14 protein-coding genes are annotated in these 13,959 nt (G+C 64.1%); 8 read left to right on the plus strand and 6 right to left on the minus strand.

The window, feature by feature from the left end; translation table 11 throughout:
* Window position 1 precedes the first annotated feature (1 nt).
* The gene (locus tag AB0N65_RS15850; protein ID WP_364163518.1) at window positions 2–811 is read left to right on the plus strand and encodes an ABC transporter ATP-binding protein; all 810 of its coding nucleotides are present in this window, start codon (window positions 2–4) and stop codon (window positions 809–811) included.
* Window positions 808–1,632, plus strand: coding sequence for an ATP-binding cassette domain-containing protein (locus AB0N65_RS15855; protein ID WP_364163521.1), 825 nt, complete (start codon window positions 808–810; stop codon window positions 1,630–1,632). Before AB0N65_RS15850 ends, AB0N65_RS15855 begins: the two co-directional genes overlap by 4 nt.
* Before the next feature lie 23 nt (window positions 1,633–1,655).
* Here AB0N65_RS15855 and AB0N65_RS15860 read toward each other — a convergent pair whose 3' ends face one another.
* Window positions 1,656–3,008: a solute carrier family 23 protein gene (locus AB0N65_RS15860; RefSeq protein WP_364163524.1), complete on the minus strand. Its 1,353-nt coding sequence runs from the start codon at window positions 3,006–3,008 to the stop codon at window positions 1,656–1,658.
* Between the two features lie 238 nt (window positions 3,009–3,246).
* On the opposite strand from AB0N65_RS15860, the gene AB0N65_RS15865 reads away from it, so the two are divergent.
* Both AB0N65_RS15865 and AB0N65_RS15870 read left to right on the plus strand, forming a co-directional pair.
* Window positions 3,247–3,852 (plus strand): malonic semialdehyde reductase, encoded by a 606-nt coding sequence (locus AB0N65_RS15865; RefSeq protein WP_364163526.1) that lies wholly within the window; start codon window positions 3,247–3,249, stop codon window positions 3,850–3,852.
* 157 nt (window positions 3,853–4,009) lie between these two features.
* Complete coding sequence (locus tag AB0N65_RS15870; protein WP_364163529.1) at window positions 4,010–4,528, plus strand: 2'-5' RNA ligase family protein; 519 nt, start codon at window positions 4,010–4,012, stop codon at window positions 4,526–4,528.
* A 136-nt stretch (window positions 4,529–4,664) separates the two neighbouring features.
* Here the strand turns inward: AB0N65_RS15870 and pgm are convergent, their stop codons facing one another.
* The gene (gene pgm / locus AB0N65_RS15875; RefSeq protein WP_364163532.1) at window positions 4,665–6,326 is read right to left on the minus strand and encodes a phosphoglucomutase (alpha-D-glucose-1,6-bisphosphate-dependent); all 1,662 of its coding nucleotides are present in this window, start codon (window positions 6,324–6,326) and stop codon (window positions 4,665–4,667) included.
* 244 nt (window positions 6,327–6,570) lie between these two features.
* Here pgm and AB0N65_RS15880 point away from each other — a divergent pair, with 244 nt between their 5' ends.
* Window positions 6,571–7,251: a DUF4190 domain-containing protein gene (locus tag AB0N65_RS15880; protein WP_364163535.1), complete on the plus strand. Its 681-nt coding sequence runs from the start codon at window positions 6,571–6,573 to the stop codon at window positions 7,249–7,251.
* A 111-nt stretch (window positions 7,252–7,362) separates the two neighbouring features.
* Here the strand turns inward: AB0N65_RS15880 and AB0N65_RS15885 are convergent, their stop codons facing one another.
* The 3 genes from AB0N65_RS15885 to AB0N65_RS15895 are packed head-to-tail and all read right to left on the minus strand — an operon-like array spanning window position 7,363 to window position 11,074.
* On the minus strand, window positions 7,363–8,862 hold the full coding sequence (locus AB0N65_RS15885) for a peptide MFS transporter (RefSeq protein ID WP_364163538.1): 1,500 nt from the start codon (window positions 8,860–8,862) through the stop codon (window positions 7,363–7,365).
* Between the two features lie 54 nt (window positions 8,863–8,916).
* A complete protein-coding gene (locus AB0N65_RS15890; RefSeq protein WP_364163541.1) occupies window positions 8,917–10,338 on the minus strand; it encodes an amidase in 1,422 nt (473 codons plus the stop codon).
* The gene (locus AB0N65_RS15895; RefSeq protein ID WP_364163544.1) at window positions 10,331–11,074 is read right to left on the minus strand and encodes a peptidase E; all 744 of its coding nucleotides are present in this window, start codon (window positions 11,072–11,074) and stop codon (window positions 10,331–10,333) included. The genes AB0N65_RS15890 and AB0N65_RS15895 overlap by 8 nt, the downstream gene beginning before the upstream one ends.
* Window positions 11,075–11,212: 138 nt before the next feature.
* On the opposite strand from AB0N65_RS15895, the gene AB0N65_RS15900 reads away from it, so the two are divergent.
* From AB0N65_RS15900 to AB0N65_RS15910, 3 genes are all read left to right on the plus strand, one after another.
* Entirely contained in the window at window positions 11,213–11,539 is a 327-nt protein-coding gene (locus tag AB0N65_RS15900) for a rhodanese-like domain-containing protein (RefSeq protein WP_364163547.1), read from the plus strand.
* Window positions 11,540–11,574: 35 nt separating this feature from the next.
* Window positions 11,575–12,504, plus strand: coding sequence for a prephenate dehydratase (pheA, locus tag AB0N65_RS15905; protein ID WP_364163550.1), 930 nt, complete (start codon window positions 11,575–11,577; stop codon window positions 12,502–12,504).
* Window positions 12,505–12,649: 145 nt separating this feature from the next.
* Window positions 12,650–12,880 carry a hypothetical protein gene (locus AB0N65_RS15910; protein ID WP_364163553.1) on the plus strand — a complete coding sequence of 77 codons (231 nt, stop codon included), beginning with the start codon at window positions 12,650–12,652 and terminating at the stop codon, window positions 12,878–12,880.
* On the opposite strand, the gene AB0N65_RS15915 is transcribed toward AB0N65_RS15910, so the two are convergent.
* The gene (locus tag AB0N65_RS15915) at window positions 12,877–13,938 is read right to left on the minus strand and encodes a diacylglycerol kinase family protein (protein WP_364163556.1); all 1,062 of its coding nucleotides are present in this window, start codon (window positions 13,936–13,938) and stop codon (window positions 12,877–12,879) included. The genes AB0N65_RS15910 and AB0N65_RS15915 overlap by 4 nt on opposite strands.
* Between the last annotated feature and the right edge of the window lie 21 nt (window positions 13,939–13,959).

The raw sequence follows: 13,959 nt of genomic DNA on the forward strand, positions 1-13,959 counted from the left end.
AATGCTGCTCGACATAGATAATCTCAGCCTCACGATCACCGCGAAGGGCCTGAGTCATCAGATTCTGGACAAGGTCAGCCTTTCCGTTGACGCCGGCGAAGTGGTGGGCCTCGTGGGGGAGTCCGGTTCCGGTAAGTCCACCACCGCCAGAGCCGTGCTGCGGCTGTATCCCGAAACGGCCGCCGTCGACGGTTCCATCACGGTGAGCGGAACGGAAGTCCTGAACGCCTCGCAAGCCGAGCTTCACCGCGTTCGCTCCTCGGAGGCCGCGATGATTCATCAGGACCCCCGCGCAGCGCTCAACCCGGTCCGGCGGATTGGTGACTCCTTGACGGAGAGGCTGATTCATGTGCTGGGGGTCAGGCGTGCGGATGCGGCAGCTGCTGGGCTTGAGCTGCTTGCTGCTGTTGGGATCCGGCAGCCGGAAGAGAGGATGCGGCAATACCCGCATGAACTTTCCGGGGGCATGCTTCAGCGTGTTGTCATCGCTGCTGCTCTCACTGGGCAGCCGAAACTGTTGCTGGCTGATGAGGCGACGAGCGCATTGGACGTGACCACGCAGGCCGAAGTTTTGGCGATCCTGCGCGACCTTCAGTCGGAGCGCGGGCTGGGCGTCCTGCTCATCACCCACGACCTCCACCTCGCAGCGGCCTACTGCGACCGGGTCTACGTGATGTATCGCGGGCGGATCGTTGAGGAACTTCGTGGCACAGACCTCTTCCATGGCGCCCAGCACGAATACACTCGTCGGCTGCTGTCTGCCGTTCCGGCCATTGGCCACCTTCCCAATTCCGAAAGCAGGGCATCATGAGGGAGCACGTTCTGGAGGTCGACGGACTGCGTAAGGCGTTCCGCGTGGGTGCGGGCGAAGTGATGGCCTGCAACAACGTCAGCTTTGCGATTTCGCCGGGCGGCTCGCTGGGACTCGTGGGGGAGTCGGGATCGGGTAAGAGCACCATCGCCCGTATGTTGGTGGGCCTTGAAACGCCCGACGCCGGCACTATCCACGTGCGGGGACGGCAACTTGGGGCGCGGGAACGGGGACGTTCCGCTCGGCTCCGGCGGGCCAAGGACATCCAAATGGTGTTCCAGGATCCTTACGGTTCACTGGATCGCCGGCTGACGGTGGCGCAGTGTTTGGACCAGGCGATGAAACTGCATGGCCTTCCGTTCGGTGCTGCGCGTGTTGCTGCCCTGCTGGATCAGGTTGGTTTGTTGGCTAAGCATGGAGAGTCCAAGCCACATCAACTCAGTGGCGGTCAGCGGCAGCGAGTGGCGATTGCCCGGTGCCTGGCGATAGAGCCGTCAGTGATGGTGCTGGATGAAGCTGTATCTGCGCTGGACGTCTCGGTGCAGGCCCAGATCCTTTCGCTCTTGAATGAAATCCGCGCTGATTCCGGGATCGCGCTGTTGTTTGTCAGCCACGACCTTGCTGTGGTTTCCGAGGTCACGGACGATGTGCTGGTCATGTACCGGGGGTCGATCCTGGAGCAAGGTCCCACTGACCGGGTACTGAACTCGCCTGAGCACAGTTACACGAAGCTGCTGATTTCTTCGATGCCAGGGCCTGGGTGGGATCCGAAGAGTGTGCTGGTGAGCCGGGCGGCATTCGAGGAGGAGGTGGGGGCCTGAGTTGGTGGGTGCGATAGGTTTCCCTACTTCTTCTTCCCGCTCCTCTTCGCCGCAGCATTCATCGCCGACTTAACAGCTGGCGGCAGCCCCGCTGTCTCCGTCTCAGGCTCAGCGACTGTCCCGCGCCAACGGGCCAGTCCCGTCATCCCGTGATAGATCACCAAGGCCGCGGCAGATCCCAAAGCGATGCCCGTGAACTTTAGCTCGCCAATCGTCCACGTGTAATCCGCGATGCCGATGATCAATGCCACAGCGGCGGTTGTCAGGTTGATCGGGTTGGAGAAGTTGACCTTGCCCTGCACCCAGATCTTCACGCCGAGCACACCGATCATGCCGTACAACATCGTTGCCGCACCGCCCAGCACCCCGGGCGGGACGGTCGCGATCAGTTCGCCGAATTTCGGGGAGAAGCTCAGCAGGATGGCGAAGATGCCCGCCACCCAGTAGGCCGCCGTCGAATAGACCTTGGTAGCCGCCATGACGCCGATGTTTTCCGCATAAGTTGTGGTACCGGAACCGCCGCCAACACCGGCTAGTACCGTCGCGGCGCCGTCGGCCATCAGCGCGCGTCCGGAGACGCCGTCGAGGTTTTGACCGGTCATCGCAGCCACTGACTTCACGTGCCCGACGTTCTCAGCCACCAGCACCAGCACAACCGGCACGAACAGTCCCACAACGCCCAGGTGGAATTCCGGCGTCTGGAACGTCGGTAGGCCGATCCACGCCGCGGCGTCCATCTTTTCGTACGAAACCTCGCCGCGCATCATCGCCACGAGATACCCCACAACAACACCCACCAGGATGCTGAGGCGCCCGATGATCCCACGGAAGAGGACACTAACCAGGATGATCGTCACGAGTGTCACCAGTGCGGTGACGGGCGCGGCGTCGAAATTGTTCTTCGCGGCCGGCGCGAGGTTCAGGCCAATCAGCGCGACGATCGCGCCAGTCACGATCGGCGGCATGAGCCGGTTGATCCATTCGGCCCCGAACTTTTGGACGACGGCTCCAATGAGAGCCAGTACGACGCCGGCAAGCACCACGCCGCCCAAGGCGCCGGCAACGCCGTACTGCTCCTGGGACGCCATGATCGGAGCGATGAATGCGAAGCTGGAACCGAGGTAGCTGGGCACGCGGCCCTTGGTGATCACCAGGAACAGGAGCGTGCCAATGCCGGAGAAGAAGAGGGTGGTCGCCGGCGGCATTCCCGTGATGATGGGGACGAGGAAGGTCGCGCCGAACATCGCCACGACGTGCTGCATGCCGATGCCGATGGTCAGCGGCCACGCGAGTCGCTCGTCGGGGGACACCACATGGCCGGGGCGGATGGTCTTGCCGTTGCCGTGGAGCTTCCATTTGATGCCGAGCATGCTCATGGCGGGCCTTCCTCAGAAGTGTGTTGGGGTTCGGTGCAACATTACCGCCGTTGCGTGGCCCGTTCTACGCGCCTCGCGCCGGAAACAGGGCGCAGATCAGGCCCCGCGGCGAGACGTTCTGTGCCCAACGTCACGGGCCGTCATGGGAAGACGACAGCCGCGGCCCCAGTTGAAACCATGGAAAGCAGAAGTGCCCCGGCCGCCTCCCAGAGGCTTGGGCCCAGCGAAAGGTTCACGAATGACGATCGCCCACGAAGAAGCAGTCATTGACGCCGCAGCAGTCGACGCCATTTTTGCCGAAGCCCGTACCGCCAACACTTTCTCCGGTGAAGTCACCGACGAGCAGGCCCGCGCCATCTACGAGCTCACTAAGTACGGCCCCACAGCCTTCAACTCGCAGCCCCTCCGCGTGACCTACGTCCGCTCGGATGAGGCCCGTGCCAAACTGGTGGACCACCTGTCCCGCGGCAACCAGGCCAAGACCGCGTCCGCTCCATTGGTCGCCATCCTTTCCTACGACACCGACTGGCAAGGGCAGTGGGACAAGTTCCTTCCCACCTACGGTGCCCCTAAGGCCATGTACGACGACAACGCTGAACTCGCTGCCGTCACCGGCAACAACAACGCCCACCTGCAGGCCGGCTACTTCATCCTCGCCGTCCGCTCGCTCGGCTTCGCGGCCGGCCCGATGACCGGCGCCGACTTTGCCGCGATCGACGCCGAGTTCTTCCCGGCCGGCGACCAGAAGAGCTTCCTGATCGTCAACATCGGCCAGCCCGGCCCGGACGCCTGGGGCGAAGCCAAGCCCAAGTTCGCTTACGACGATGTGGTCCGAACCGTCTGATTCCAGTCCTTCCACGGCAACGCTCTTGCACTCGAGTGCAGGAGCGTTGGCGTTTAATGGCGTTTCGGTGAGAGACGGTTGGGGGATTGGGGGTGGTTGGTGAGAGAGCGTTGGGGGTCCCTGCCGCTTCCGGGGGACCGGTGAGACACTGATTCCTATGCGGAACCTGATTTGGGTGGCGTTCACCGAGCCCGTGTCGCCGGGGCTGGTTTTTCCGCGCACCGACTGGCCGCTGCACATCACGCTGTTAAGGTTCGACTGCGGCAGTGACGGAAGTGCCGACGTCGCCGATGTCCTCGCGGACCTGGCCGAAGCGCCGGTGAACGGTGCCTTGGGAACGCCGCTGACCGTTGGTGAGGAGGCGGGCTTCGGACATATGGGATCCATCCCGGTGAGCCTGATCGACCCCAACCCCTTGCTGCAGGGCCTCCATGAAGAGCTCGTGGACGCGGTGGTCAACATCGGTGGGCGCATTGCAACGCCCAACTATGTCCTGGAACGCTACCGGCCCCACATCTCCCACCACGACGGCAAGCGCCCAAGTCCGGGAGACGCCGTCGTGCTTGATCAAGTAGCGCTGGTGGACATGGCGCCGGATGGTAACCACACCATCCGGCGCATCCTCAGGCTGTGGACCCAGGACGCCGACGAGGCTGAGGACAGCCAAACAGCATGAAGACACAGAAACGGGCTGGGGACACCTGAATTCGAGTGTCCCCAGCCCTTTTCAGCGTCGCCCGCGGAAATGCGCAGCGCCGGCGGAGATGCGCAGCGCCGGCGGAGATGCGCGGCGCCGGCGGAAGCAGCAGAACCTACGCAATAACCCCGTCCACCAGGGCCTTCGCCTCTTCCTGGACCTGCTTCAGGTGGTCGGCGCCCTTGAAGGACTCGGCATAAATCTTGTACACGTCCTCGGTGCCGGACGGACGGGCCGCGAACCAGGCATTCTCCGTGACAACCTTGAGCCCGCCGATGGAGGCGCCATTACCGGGGGCCTCCGTGAGCTTTGCGGTGATGTCCTCGCCGGCAAGGGTAGTGGCCGTAACGTCCGCGGCGGAGAGCTTGCCCAGTTTGGACTTTTGCTCGCGGGACGCGGCGGCATCGATGCGGGCGTAGACGGGTGCGCCGAACTGGTCGGTGAGGCCCTTGTACAGTTGCGAGGGTGAGGACCCGGTGACGGCCGTGATCTCCGAAGCCAAGAGGGCCAGCAGGATGCCGTCCTTGTCAGTGGTCCATACGCTGCCGTCACGCTTGTTGAAGGACGCACCGGCCGATTCCTCGCCTCCGAAAGCGCCTTCGCCGGAAAGCAAGCCCGGAACGAACCACTTGAAGCCCACAGGAACCTCGACGAGCTTGCGGCCCAGGCCGTCAGCTACGCGGTCGATGATGGAGGACGAAACCAACGTCTTGCCCACCACGGACTCCGGGTTCCAGCCGCTGCGGTTGCGATACAGGTAATCGATGGCGACGGCGAGGTAGTGGTTCGGGTTCATCAACCCACCATCGGGTGTCACAATGCCGTGGCGGTCCGCGTCGGCGTCGTTACCGGTGGCGACGTCATAGGCGGAGCCCCCGGATGCGCCGGCAGCCATCCGCTGGATCAGCGAGGCCATGGCGGACGGCGAGGAGCAGTCCATGCGGATCTTCTCGTCCCAGTCGAGGGTCATGAAGGCCCACTGCGGATCCACGGTGGGGTTCACGACAGTGAGGTTGAGCTGGTGGCGCTCGCCGATCTCGCCCCAGTAGTCCACTGACGCGCCGCCCATGGGGTCTGCGCCGATGCGGACGCCCGCGTTGCGGATCGCGTCAAGGTCCAGCACGGACGGGAGGTCGTCCACGTAACTGCTGAGGAAATCGAACTTGCCGGTGGTGTCAGCGTTCAAGGCGTCGTTAAGCGGAATGCGCTTCACGCCGCGGAGGTCGTTCTCAAGCAACTGGTTGGCGCGGTTGGCGATCCATCCCGTGGCGTCCGTGTCCGCCGGGCCACCGTGGGGCGGGTTGTACTTGAAGCCACCGTCGGCCGGCGGGTTGTGGCTGGGGGTGACCACGATGCCGTCTGCCTGGGGAGTGCCCGGCGCTGCTTCGCGGTTGTACTTGAGGATGGCGTGGCTCAAGGCAGGGGTGGGCGTGTAGCCGTGGCGTGCATCCACCAGCACCGTGACGCCGTTGGCAGCGAGGACCTCCAAAGCGGAGTTCTGGGCCGGTTCGCTCAGGGCATGAGTATCGCGGCCGATGAAAAGCGGTCCGGTGATGCCTTGGCGTCCGCGGTATTCAACGATCGCCTGCGTGATGGCAAGAATGTGCCGCTCGTTGAACGACGCTTTCAAGCTCGATCCGCGGTGTCCCGACGTTCCAAACGCCACGCGCTGCGCAGGATCACCCAGGTCCGGAGCTACGTCGAAATACGCGTCCAGCAGGGCTGTGATGTCAACAAGGTCCTCAGGAAGGGCAACTGTGCCCGCTCGGCTAGCCATGTCGTCCAGCATGCCAGACTACAAGGCCCACAGACAGGAAATGACTCGGTTGGGACCCCTGTGACGCTGTGTGGCGGGAATTCTGGGCGGTAAGGGCGAAAGATTCACTTCGCGTTTACGCACGACCTGTTTAGTGGCAGGATTCGGCCCGCTTCGGACCGCCGGCGCCACAACGCTGCCTACCTTATGCGGCGCACCGAGCGGCGGTAGTGTTGGGATCAAAGACCACGTTCAGGGGGATCCCATGTCAGACCAGCCATCCAAGGGCCACGACGACAAGCCGGCGGGCTACGAACCGCCGCAGTACGTTCCGCCCGCAGAATTCAGTGCACCGGAGTCGCGCTCTTCGGAGCAGGGCGCCTCGGTTGCGCCGCCGCCGTTCGACGCGCAGACCCAGCCAATCCCGCCATACGAGCAGAACGCCTATACCCAGAACGCGCAGGGGCAGGACGACTTCTACACGCGGCCGCAGCCCACCAGCTCGTACAGCCAGCCCACCCAGAGCCAGCCCACCCAGAGCACTTCGGGTAGCAGCCCTTACACTCCGGGCGACTACAGCCAGCCGAGCCCGTCGCCGTACGGGCAGCCGCCGAGCCCGTATCAGCAACAGGCCTTCAGCCAGCAGCCGTACGGCCAGCCGAACCCCTACGGCCAGCCCGCGTACTATGCCATGCCCACCCAGCCCAAGGGCCTGAGCATCGCTGCAATGTGCTGCGGCATCGCGATTTACGTCGGCTTCGGATTCTTTATCCTTCCCCAGATCGCGGCCGTGATCCTCGGTCACTTGGCCCTCAACCGTGAACCGGCAGGCAAGGGCATGGCGATCGCAGGTTTGGTGATGGGCTACCTCGGCGTCGCGATCACAGTAGTCGTTTTCATCGTCTTCGTAGCTGCGATCGGCGCCGCAGGCAGTTACAACTACTAACGCGAACGACGGCGGCCCTCGCGTGAGGTGGGAAACCCACCTGACGTGAAGGCCGCCGTCGTGCGTCATGCGCGAGGTGAGCCGCGGGCATTCGCCCGGAAGGCGCGGAAGCTACCGTACGCCACCCATCAGCTTTTTGATCGCGGGTGAAGCAACCGCCAAGGCCACAGCAAGCACCACGGCCACGCCGCCGATGCCCAGGAAGTACGGGAGCTCGTCATCGGGGTTGTAGAGGCCGGCGAGGATGCCGGCCAGGGTGGTGCCGAGCGAAACCGACAGGAAGAACAGGGCCACCATCTGGGTGTGGAACGCCTTGGGAGCGAGCTTGGTGCTCACGGAGAGGCCGATGGGGGAGAGGAAGAGCTCCGCGAGGGTAAACAGGAACAGGATGCCCACGAGTGCCAGGAGCGGGGTCTTGCCGTCACCGGCCAGCGGGATGAAGGCCAGGAATGCGAGGCCCATGATGAACAGGCCGGCGGAGAACTTCAGGGGTGAACTCGGCTGCTTGGATCCGAGCTTGGTCCACAGGGCAGCCATGACCCCGGCAAAGATGATGATGAACACCGGGTTGATCGACTGGACCCAGGCGGCGGGCATCTCCCAGCCGAACAGGTTGCGGTCCAGCTTCTCCTCGGAGTACACGGCGATGAACGTGAACTGCTGCTGGAACAGGGCCCAGAACGCAGCCGATGCCACGTAGAGCGGAATGAATGCGAGCACGCGTTTGCGCTCCAGGCCGTTCACCAGCGGGCTCCGGAAGATCAGGAACAGGTAGATCACGGAAGCGGCGATGGCGGCGTAGGCCATGCTGCGTGCGAGGTTGTCGGCGTTGACGATGCCCGTGCCGAGCAGGACGCCGATCACCACGAGGATGCCCAGGAAAATGAGGCCGTACCGGGTGCGGTCCGCTGCCGGGAGCGGGTTGGGTACGCGGTGTGCTTCCTCGGGAAGCCGTTTGCGGCCGAGCGCGTAGATGACCAGGCCGATGGCCATGCCGACCGCAGCTGCGCCGAAGCCCCAGTGGAACCCGTTGCTTTCCTGCAACCAACCGGTCACCAGCGGGCCGATGAGTCCGCCGATGTTGATGCCCATGTAGAAGATGGAGAATCCGGCGTCGCGGCGCTCGTCCTTCTCGCTGTACAGGGTTCCCACCAACGCGGTGGCGTTGGCCTTCAACCCGCCCGAGCCGATACCCACGAGCACCAGGCCGGCGATCAGTCCCGGCACGCCGGGCAGGAGCGCAAGCGCGACGTGGCCGGCCATGATCATGATGGCGGAGCCGAAGAGGACCTTTTCAGAGCCGAAGACCCGGTCGGCAAGCCATGCGCCAAGGATGGTGGACAGGTAGACGCCGCCGCCATAAGCGCCAACCAAACCGGCGGCGAGGCCTTTGTCGATGGAAAGGCCGCCCTGATCGGCGGTGAAGTACATGTAGTAAAGCAGGATTCCCTGCATGCCGTAGAAGGAGAACCGCTCCCACATCTCCACGGAAAAGAGGCTGGCCAACATCTTTGGGTGGCCGAAGAATGACGTATCGCCCGGTGTTTTGGCAGGCGTAGTCGTGGTTTGAGGTGTGCTCATTTCCTCAATGCTGGCACTGACTGCGGGCATTGTCACATCGATCAATGCCCCAGGCAACCACTTTCCGTATGGTAGACACCCGTTCTAAGAAGCCTCCAGAACCGCAGCCAACTGGAGAAGTTGCAGCTCAGAACCCGCTCTGCCGATGAGCTGGATTCCCATCGGCAAGCCGCTCTCCGTGACGAAAACAGGAACGCTGATGGCCGGCAGCCCGCACACGTTCACCATGGAACTCCAAGGCGCGAACTCGCACTGGCGCCTGTAGTCATCGTCCGCGTCGCCGGCCCACGCGGTCGGCCACGGCTCGTCGCTGTGCCCGCCACCGGTGAACCAACCGATCGGCCGCGGCGTCTGGGCGAGCGTCGGCATGAGGATGACGTCCCATGGCGCGTACTGCGCGACCGTGTCGTGCTCGAACTGCCGCAGGAACGCCAGTGCCTCGTTGACCTTGGCCGCGCTGCGCTGTTGCGCCCGACGCCGGAACGTGCGGGTCAGCGGGGTCAGCAACGCCTCCCGCTGGGGTGCTATGCGGGCACTCCCGACGCCGGCAGTCCAGGCCGCGGTGAACGCTGCGGGATAGCGGTTGTCGTAGCGGATGTCAGCTTCACCGACACGGTGACCGGCGAACTCCAACAACTCCACTCCGCGTGCCAGGGCGTCCAATGCTTCCTGCTCAACTGCAAACGGATAGACCCCGGCCCATGGGCTGTCCAGGCTCACTCCGACGCGCAGCGGCGAGGGTGGCCGCCCGACATTGGCGAGGTATCCGCCGTCGGGCTTGTCCTCCACGGGGACGAGTGCATCAAGCAGCAAGGCAGCGTCAGCCGCCGAGCGTGCCAGCGGCCCGGCGACCACCAACTTCGCTGCGTCGCCGGCACTCGCACCGGACGGCACCACGCCACGGCCGGGCTTCAAGCCAACCAGCCCACAGGCGCCGGCAGGGATGCGAATGGAGCCGCCGCCGTCGGAACCGGGCGCGAACGGAACCATCCCCGCGGCCACCGCGGCAGCACTGCCGCCCGAGGAACCGCCGGAACTGCGGCTCGGCGAATGCGGATTGCGCGACGGCGGCGCGACGCGGTTTTCGCTGTAGGCGGTGAGTCCGAACTCCGGAACCTGGGTCTTGCCCAACGAGATAACGCCGTGCGCCTTCAGGGCAGCTGCAACGGCACTGTCCTCAGGGGCAGGCTTGTGCTCCAGTGCCGCGCTGCCGTGGGTTGTCGGGACACCGGCGACGTCAGTGAGGTCCTTGAACGCGACGGGCATGCCGTGGAGGAGGGGAAGGTTGTTGCGCGCGCGGTTTGCGTGGAAGGCATCGGCGGCCTTGGCATCTTCCATGGCCTGCCCGGCGGTGACTGTGATGAACGCACCCAGTTGCTTGTTCCGGGTCTCGATGACCGAGAGGAAGTGGGCGGTGACCTCGCGGGCTGAGAGCTCTCCGGAGGCCAGGGCATGGCGAAGTTCGACCGCGCCCAACTGCGCGATACCGGGGTCGGAATCAACCAAGGAAACGCGACTCCAACCGTTCCTCCACGGCAATGGCATCAACGCTCTCGCCGGCACCAGCGGTGACGCGGAAGGCAGCCTTGTTCTTCACCTCCGACACCACCTCCACAAGTTCCGTGCCCCGGTACACCAGCCCCACGCCGTCGTCCGTGCAATGTGCCTCGCCAAGCGTGCCGTTGGCCACCAGCTTGTGGATGGTGGGGCGGCGCCGGAGTTCGGAGTCGTAGTGGACACCGTTGGCATAAGGGAGGAAGCCGAGCGTGTCGGTCACCGGGCGCAGCTCTGGACCGAAGGAGTCCGTGACGCCACCCTTGAACCAGCAAATGGAGCCCGCCGAAACGCCCGCAAGCACCACGCCGCCTTCCCATGCTTTGAGGAGGATCCGGTCCAGTCCATGGGCACGCCACACCGCCAGGAGGTTCACCACCGAGCCGCCGTTGACCCACACCACGTCCTGCTCCAGCAAGTGTGCCTCGGGGTCCTCGACGTTGGGCATGGTGAAAAGGTTCAGGTGGCTGAAATCAAAGCCTGCAATGCGGGCGGCCTGGTCCATTTCCGCGGCCCACCAGCGTTGATCCCCGGAAGCTGTGCCTATGTGTGTCACGCGGGGCGCACGGCCCGTCACCCCGGACAATTCCACGGCGTAATGCATGAGGTGGTCGAACTCGATCCTTGTCCGGCTGCCCGGCCTGTAACCGCCGGATGTTGCCAGGATGGTGGGTTGTCCAGCCGCCATGGGTCCTGCTCCTTGCTACCTGTTCGGGGATCGTTTGCGATCCAGTCTTCGCGCCCGGACCCCGGCATGCAAGCAGCGCCGCACGCGAATCCCGGGGGGACTAGGCTGGATGGTGACTTAATCCAAGGAAGGGACACCATGAGCGACTTCGAAACCGTACCGGTGGGCGACATTCCGGCCGACGCCAACATCCTGGACGTCCGTGAAGAGTACGAGTGGGTTGCCGGACACGCTGAAGGTGCGCGCCACATCCCCATGGATCAACTGCCCGCACGCCTGGAAGAACTGGACCCTGACGACGACCTGTTTGTCATCTGCCGCACCGGCGGGCGTTCCTTCCGTGTGGTGCAGTGGCTCGTCGGCCAGGGGTACTCTGCCGTGAACGTGGCCGGAGGCATGGACATGTGGTTCGAGGCGGGGCGGCCCATGGTGTCGGACAATGGCTTGAAGCCCGTCGTTCTGTAAGCCCCGGCGACAACATAACCAGCAAGGAATATTCCATGTCAGCACTCACCTACACGTTCCTCGGCCCTGAAGGTACGTTCACCGAGGCTGCGCTGATGCAGGTTCCGGGTGCACGCGATGCCACGCGCATTCCGTGCACCAACGTCAACACGGCCTTGGACAAAGTACGGGCCGGTGAAGCCGATGCTGCCATGGTTCCCATCGAGAACTCGGTGGAGGGCGGCGTGACCGCGACGCTGGATGCGATCGCGACCGGCCCGGAACTCCGGATCATCCGTGAGGCCCTTGTTCCCATCACTTTCGTGCTCGTGGCGAGGGCCGGCGTCGAAATTTCCGACATCAAGCGGATCTCAACGCATGGGCATGCCTGGGCGCAGTGCCGCCTCTGGGTCGACGAACATATTCCGCACGCCGACTATGTTCCGGGATCATCCACCGCTGCTGCTGCGATGGGACTCCTGGATGACGGCGCCCCTTACGAAGCCGCTATCTGTGCACCGCTTGTGGCCGCTTCCCGGCCCGGGCTCAAGGTGCTGGCGGAGAACATCGGCGACAACCCTGATGCTGTAACGCGCTTCATCCTTGTGAGCCGGCCCGGCACACTTCCCGAACGGACCGGTGCGGACAAGACCACCGTGGTGGTGCCCCTGCCCGAGGACCACCCGGGAGCGCTCATGGAAATCCTGGACCAGTTCGCTTCCCGGGGAGTGAACTTGAGCCGCATCGAATCGAGGCCAACCGGCCAGTACCTGGGCCACTACTTCTTCAGCATCGACGCCGATGGCCACGCTGCGGATTCCCGGGTAGCCGACGCCCTCGCAGGACTGCACCGGATCAGCCCCGCCACCCGTTTCCTGGGCTCATACGCGCGCGCTGACAAGCAGGCCGCCGTGGTGGCTCCACACACCTCGGATGCCGCCTTCGCGTCGGCCCACGCATGGGTTGAATCGATCCTGAAAAGCTAGTCGCCACGGCTTGGCCGGGGCCGCTCGGTCCTCTCCGGCAGGGCTAAATAATTGACGCTTCAACCCCTTTCGCACTGATGCAACTGTGCGTATGCTTGCCTGATCCATAAACGATGGATGAAATGCCCAAAAGAAGGGAGAGGTCATGTCTGTCCACCGCGATGACAAAGACGGCCAGGGCATGATCGTCAATCCCAAGCCCTCCGGCGACAACAAGGACGACTGGGACGGCGACGAAGCTGACCGCGCGGATCGACTCCGTTTTGAAGAAGAACAAGCAATGATCCGCGAACAGGCTGAGGCCCGGGCCGCCGCGAAAGCCGCCGCAGAAGCAGCCGAACAAACAGCAGCGCAGCCGGACAAGGGCGCGGTCTAAGCCGTTACAGCCTTCGGCACTCGAACCAGCAGCGAAGCCGGCTGGACCTGAACGGTGACCTTGGTCGCCTCACCCGAGGGGTCGCCGTCGAGCTGTGTTGCCATCGGTTCCTGGCTGCGGATGGTGACCTTGCCGGAACGGTAGAAGTTCATCACCGGCAGGTTCCGGTTGTGCTTGAACAGGACCTTTGCGTACATCGCAAGCCAGCCGAACGCGCTTCGCGGGCTCATGACCACGATGTCCAGCATGCCGTCGTCGAGCATGGCCTGCGGGATGAAGTCGATGCCGCCCGGGATCAGGCCGCAGTTGGCGAAGAGGACGCTGCGGATCTTGCGCGACTGCTCGGGTTCGTCGTCCATGGTGATGGTGACGCGCTTCCGGCGGCCGGGCAAATGCCGGACGCCCGCCTCCGTGTAGGCGAGCCAGCCCACGGTTTTCTTGAGGTCTTCCTTTGTGTCACCCACAACTTCCGCGTCCAGGCCCATGCCGGCGATGACCAGGAACGTGTGCACGGACGACTCCCCGGTGGTGTTGTTGGCGATGCTCATGGTTGCGGTGTCGATGTACCGCTGATGCCCGAACAAGGCAATTTGGATGCAGTCGGCGATGTCGTTGACGTCCAGCTCGACGTTGCGTGCCAACAGGTTTCCCGTGCCCAGCGGTACCAGGCCCATCGCGACGTTCTTGTTCGCCAGCGACTCAGCCACTACCCGCACAGTACCGTCGCCGCCGCACGCCAGAACGACGTCGGCCCCGTACTCCAGCGCCTGGCGCGACTGGCCGTAACCGGGGTCCTCGGGAGTGGTTTCGAAGAACCTGGGCGCGTCCCAACCTGCCAGTTCGCAGGCGTCGATGATCCCTTGCCGCGCAACCTCGGCGTTGTTCTTGATCGGGTTGAAGACCACGGCAACCCTTTGGTACCCGGGGTCCGGCTTGTGCGTATCCTCCCGCACCGCGCTCCTGATGTGCCTGGCTTTCAATCGGCGCACACCCCACCAACTGGAGACGGCAAACGCCACGCCCCCAGCGAGAATCACGTACAGGATCCAGTCGCTCATGGTGCTCCAACACTATCGTCA

Source organism: Paenarthrobacter sp. NPDC089322, from assembly GCF_040684895.1.
GTDB lineage: Bacteria > Actinomycetota > Actinomycetes > Actinomycetales > Micrococcaceae > Arthrobacter.

What these genes read in the sequence shown, in the direction of transcription:
- AB0N65_RS15850 (WP_364163518.1), top strand. Translation starts at nt 2, where the DNA reads ATGCTGCTCGACATAGATAATCTCAGCCTCACGATCACCGCGAAGGGC.
- AB0N65_RS15855 (WP_364163521.1), top strand. Translation starts at nt 808, where the DNA reads ATGAGGGAGCACGTTCTGGAGGTCGACGGACTGCGTAAGGCGTTCCGC.
- AB0N65_RS15860 (WP_364163524.1), bottom strand. Translation starts at nt 3,008, where the DNA reads ATGAGCATGCTCGGCATCAAATGGAAGCTCCACGGCAACGGCAAGACC.
- AB0N65_RS15865 (WP_364163526.1), top strand. Translation starts at nt 3,247, where the DNA reads ATGACGATCGCCCACGAAGAAGCAGTCATTGACGCCGCAGCAGTCGAC.
- AB0N65_RS15870 (WP_364163529.1), top strand. Translation starts at nt 4,010, where the DNA reads ATGCGGAACCTGATTTGGGTGGCGTTCACCGAGCCCGTGTCGCCGGGG.
- pgm (WP_364163532.1), bottom strand. Translation starts at nt 6,326, where the DNA reads ATGGCTAGCCGAGCGGGCACAGTTGCCCTTCCTGAGGACCTTGTTGAC.
- AB0N65_RS15880 (WP_364163535.1), top strand. Translation starts at nt 6,571, where the DNA reads ATGTCAGACCAGCCATCCAAGGGCCACGACGACAAGCCGGCGGGCTAC.
- AB0N65_RS15885 (WP_364163538.1), bottom strand. Translation starts at nt 8,862, where the DNA reads ATGCCCGCAGTCAGTGCCAGCATTGAGGAAATGAGCACACCTCAAACC.
- AB0N65_RS15895 (WP_364163544.1), bottom strand. Translation starts at nt 11,074, where the DNA reads ATGGCGGCTGGACAACCCACCATCCTGGCAACATCCGGCGGTTACAGG.
- AB0N65_RS15900 (WP_364163547.1), top strand. Translation starts at nt 11,213, where the DNA reads ATGAGCGACTTCGAAACCGTACCGGTGGGCGACATTCCGGCCGACGCC.
- pheA (WP_364163550.1), top strand. Translation starts at nt 11,575, where the DNA reads ATGTCAGCACTCACCTACACGTTCCTCGGCCCTGAAGGTACGTTCACC.
- AB0N65_RS15910 (WP_364163553.1), top strand. Translation starts at nt 12,650, where the DNA reads ATGTCTGTCCACCGCGATGACAAAGACGGCCAGGGCATGATCGTCAAT.
- AB0N65_RS15915 (WP_364163556.1), bottom strand. Translation starts at nt 13,938, where the DNA reads ATGAGCGACTGGATCCTGTACGTGATTCTCGCTGGGGGCGTGGCGTTT.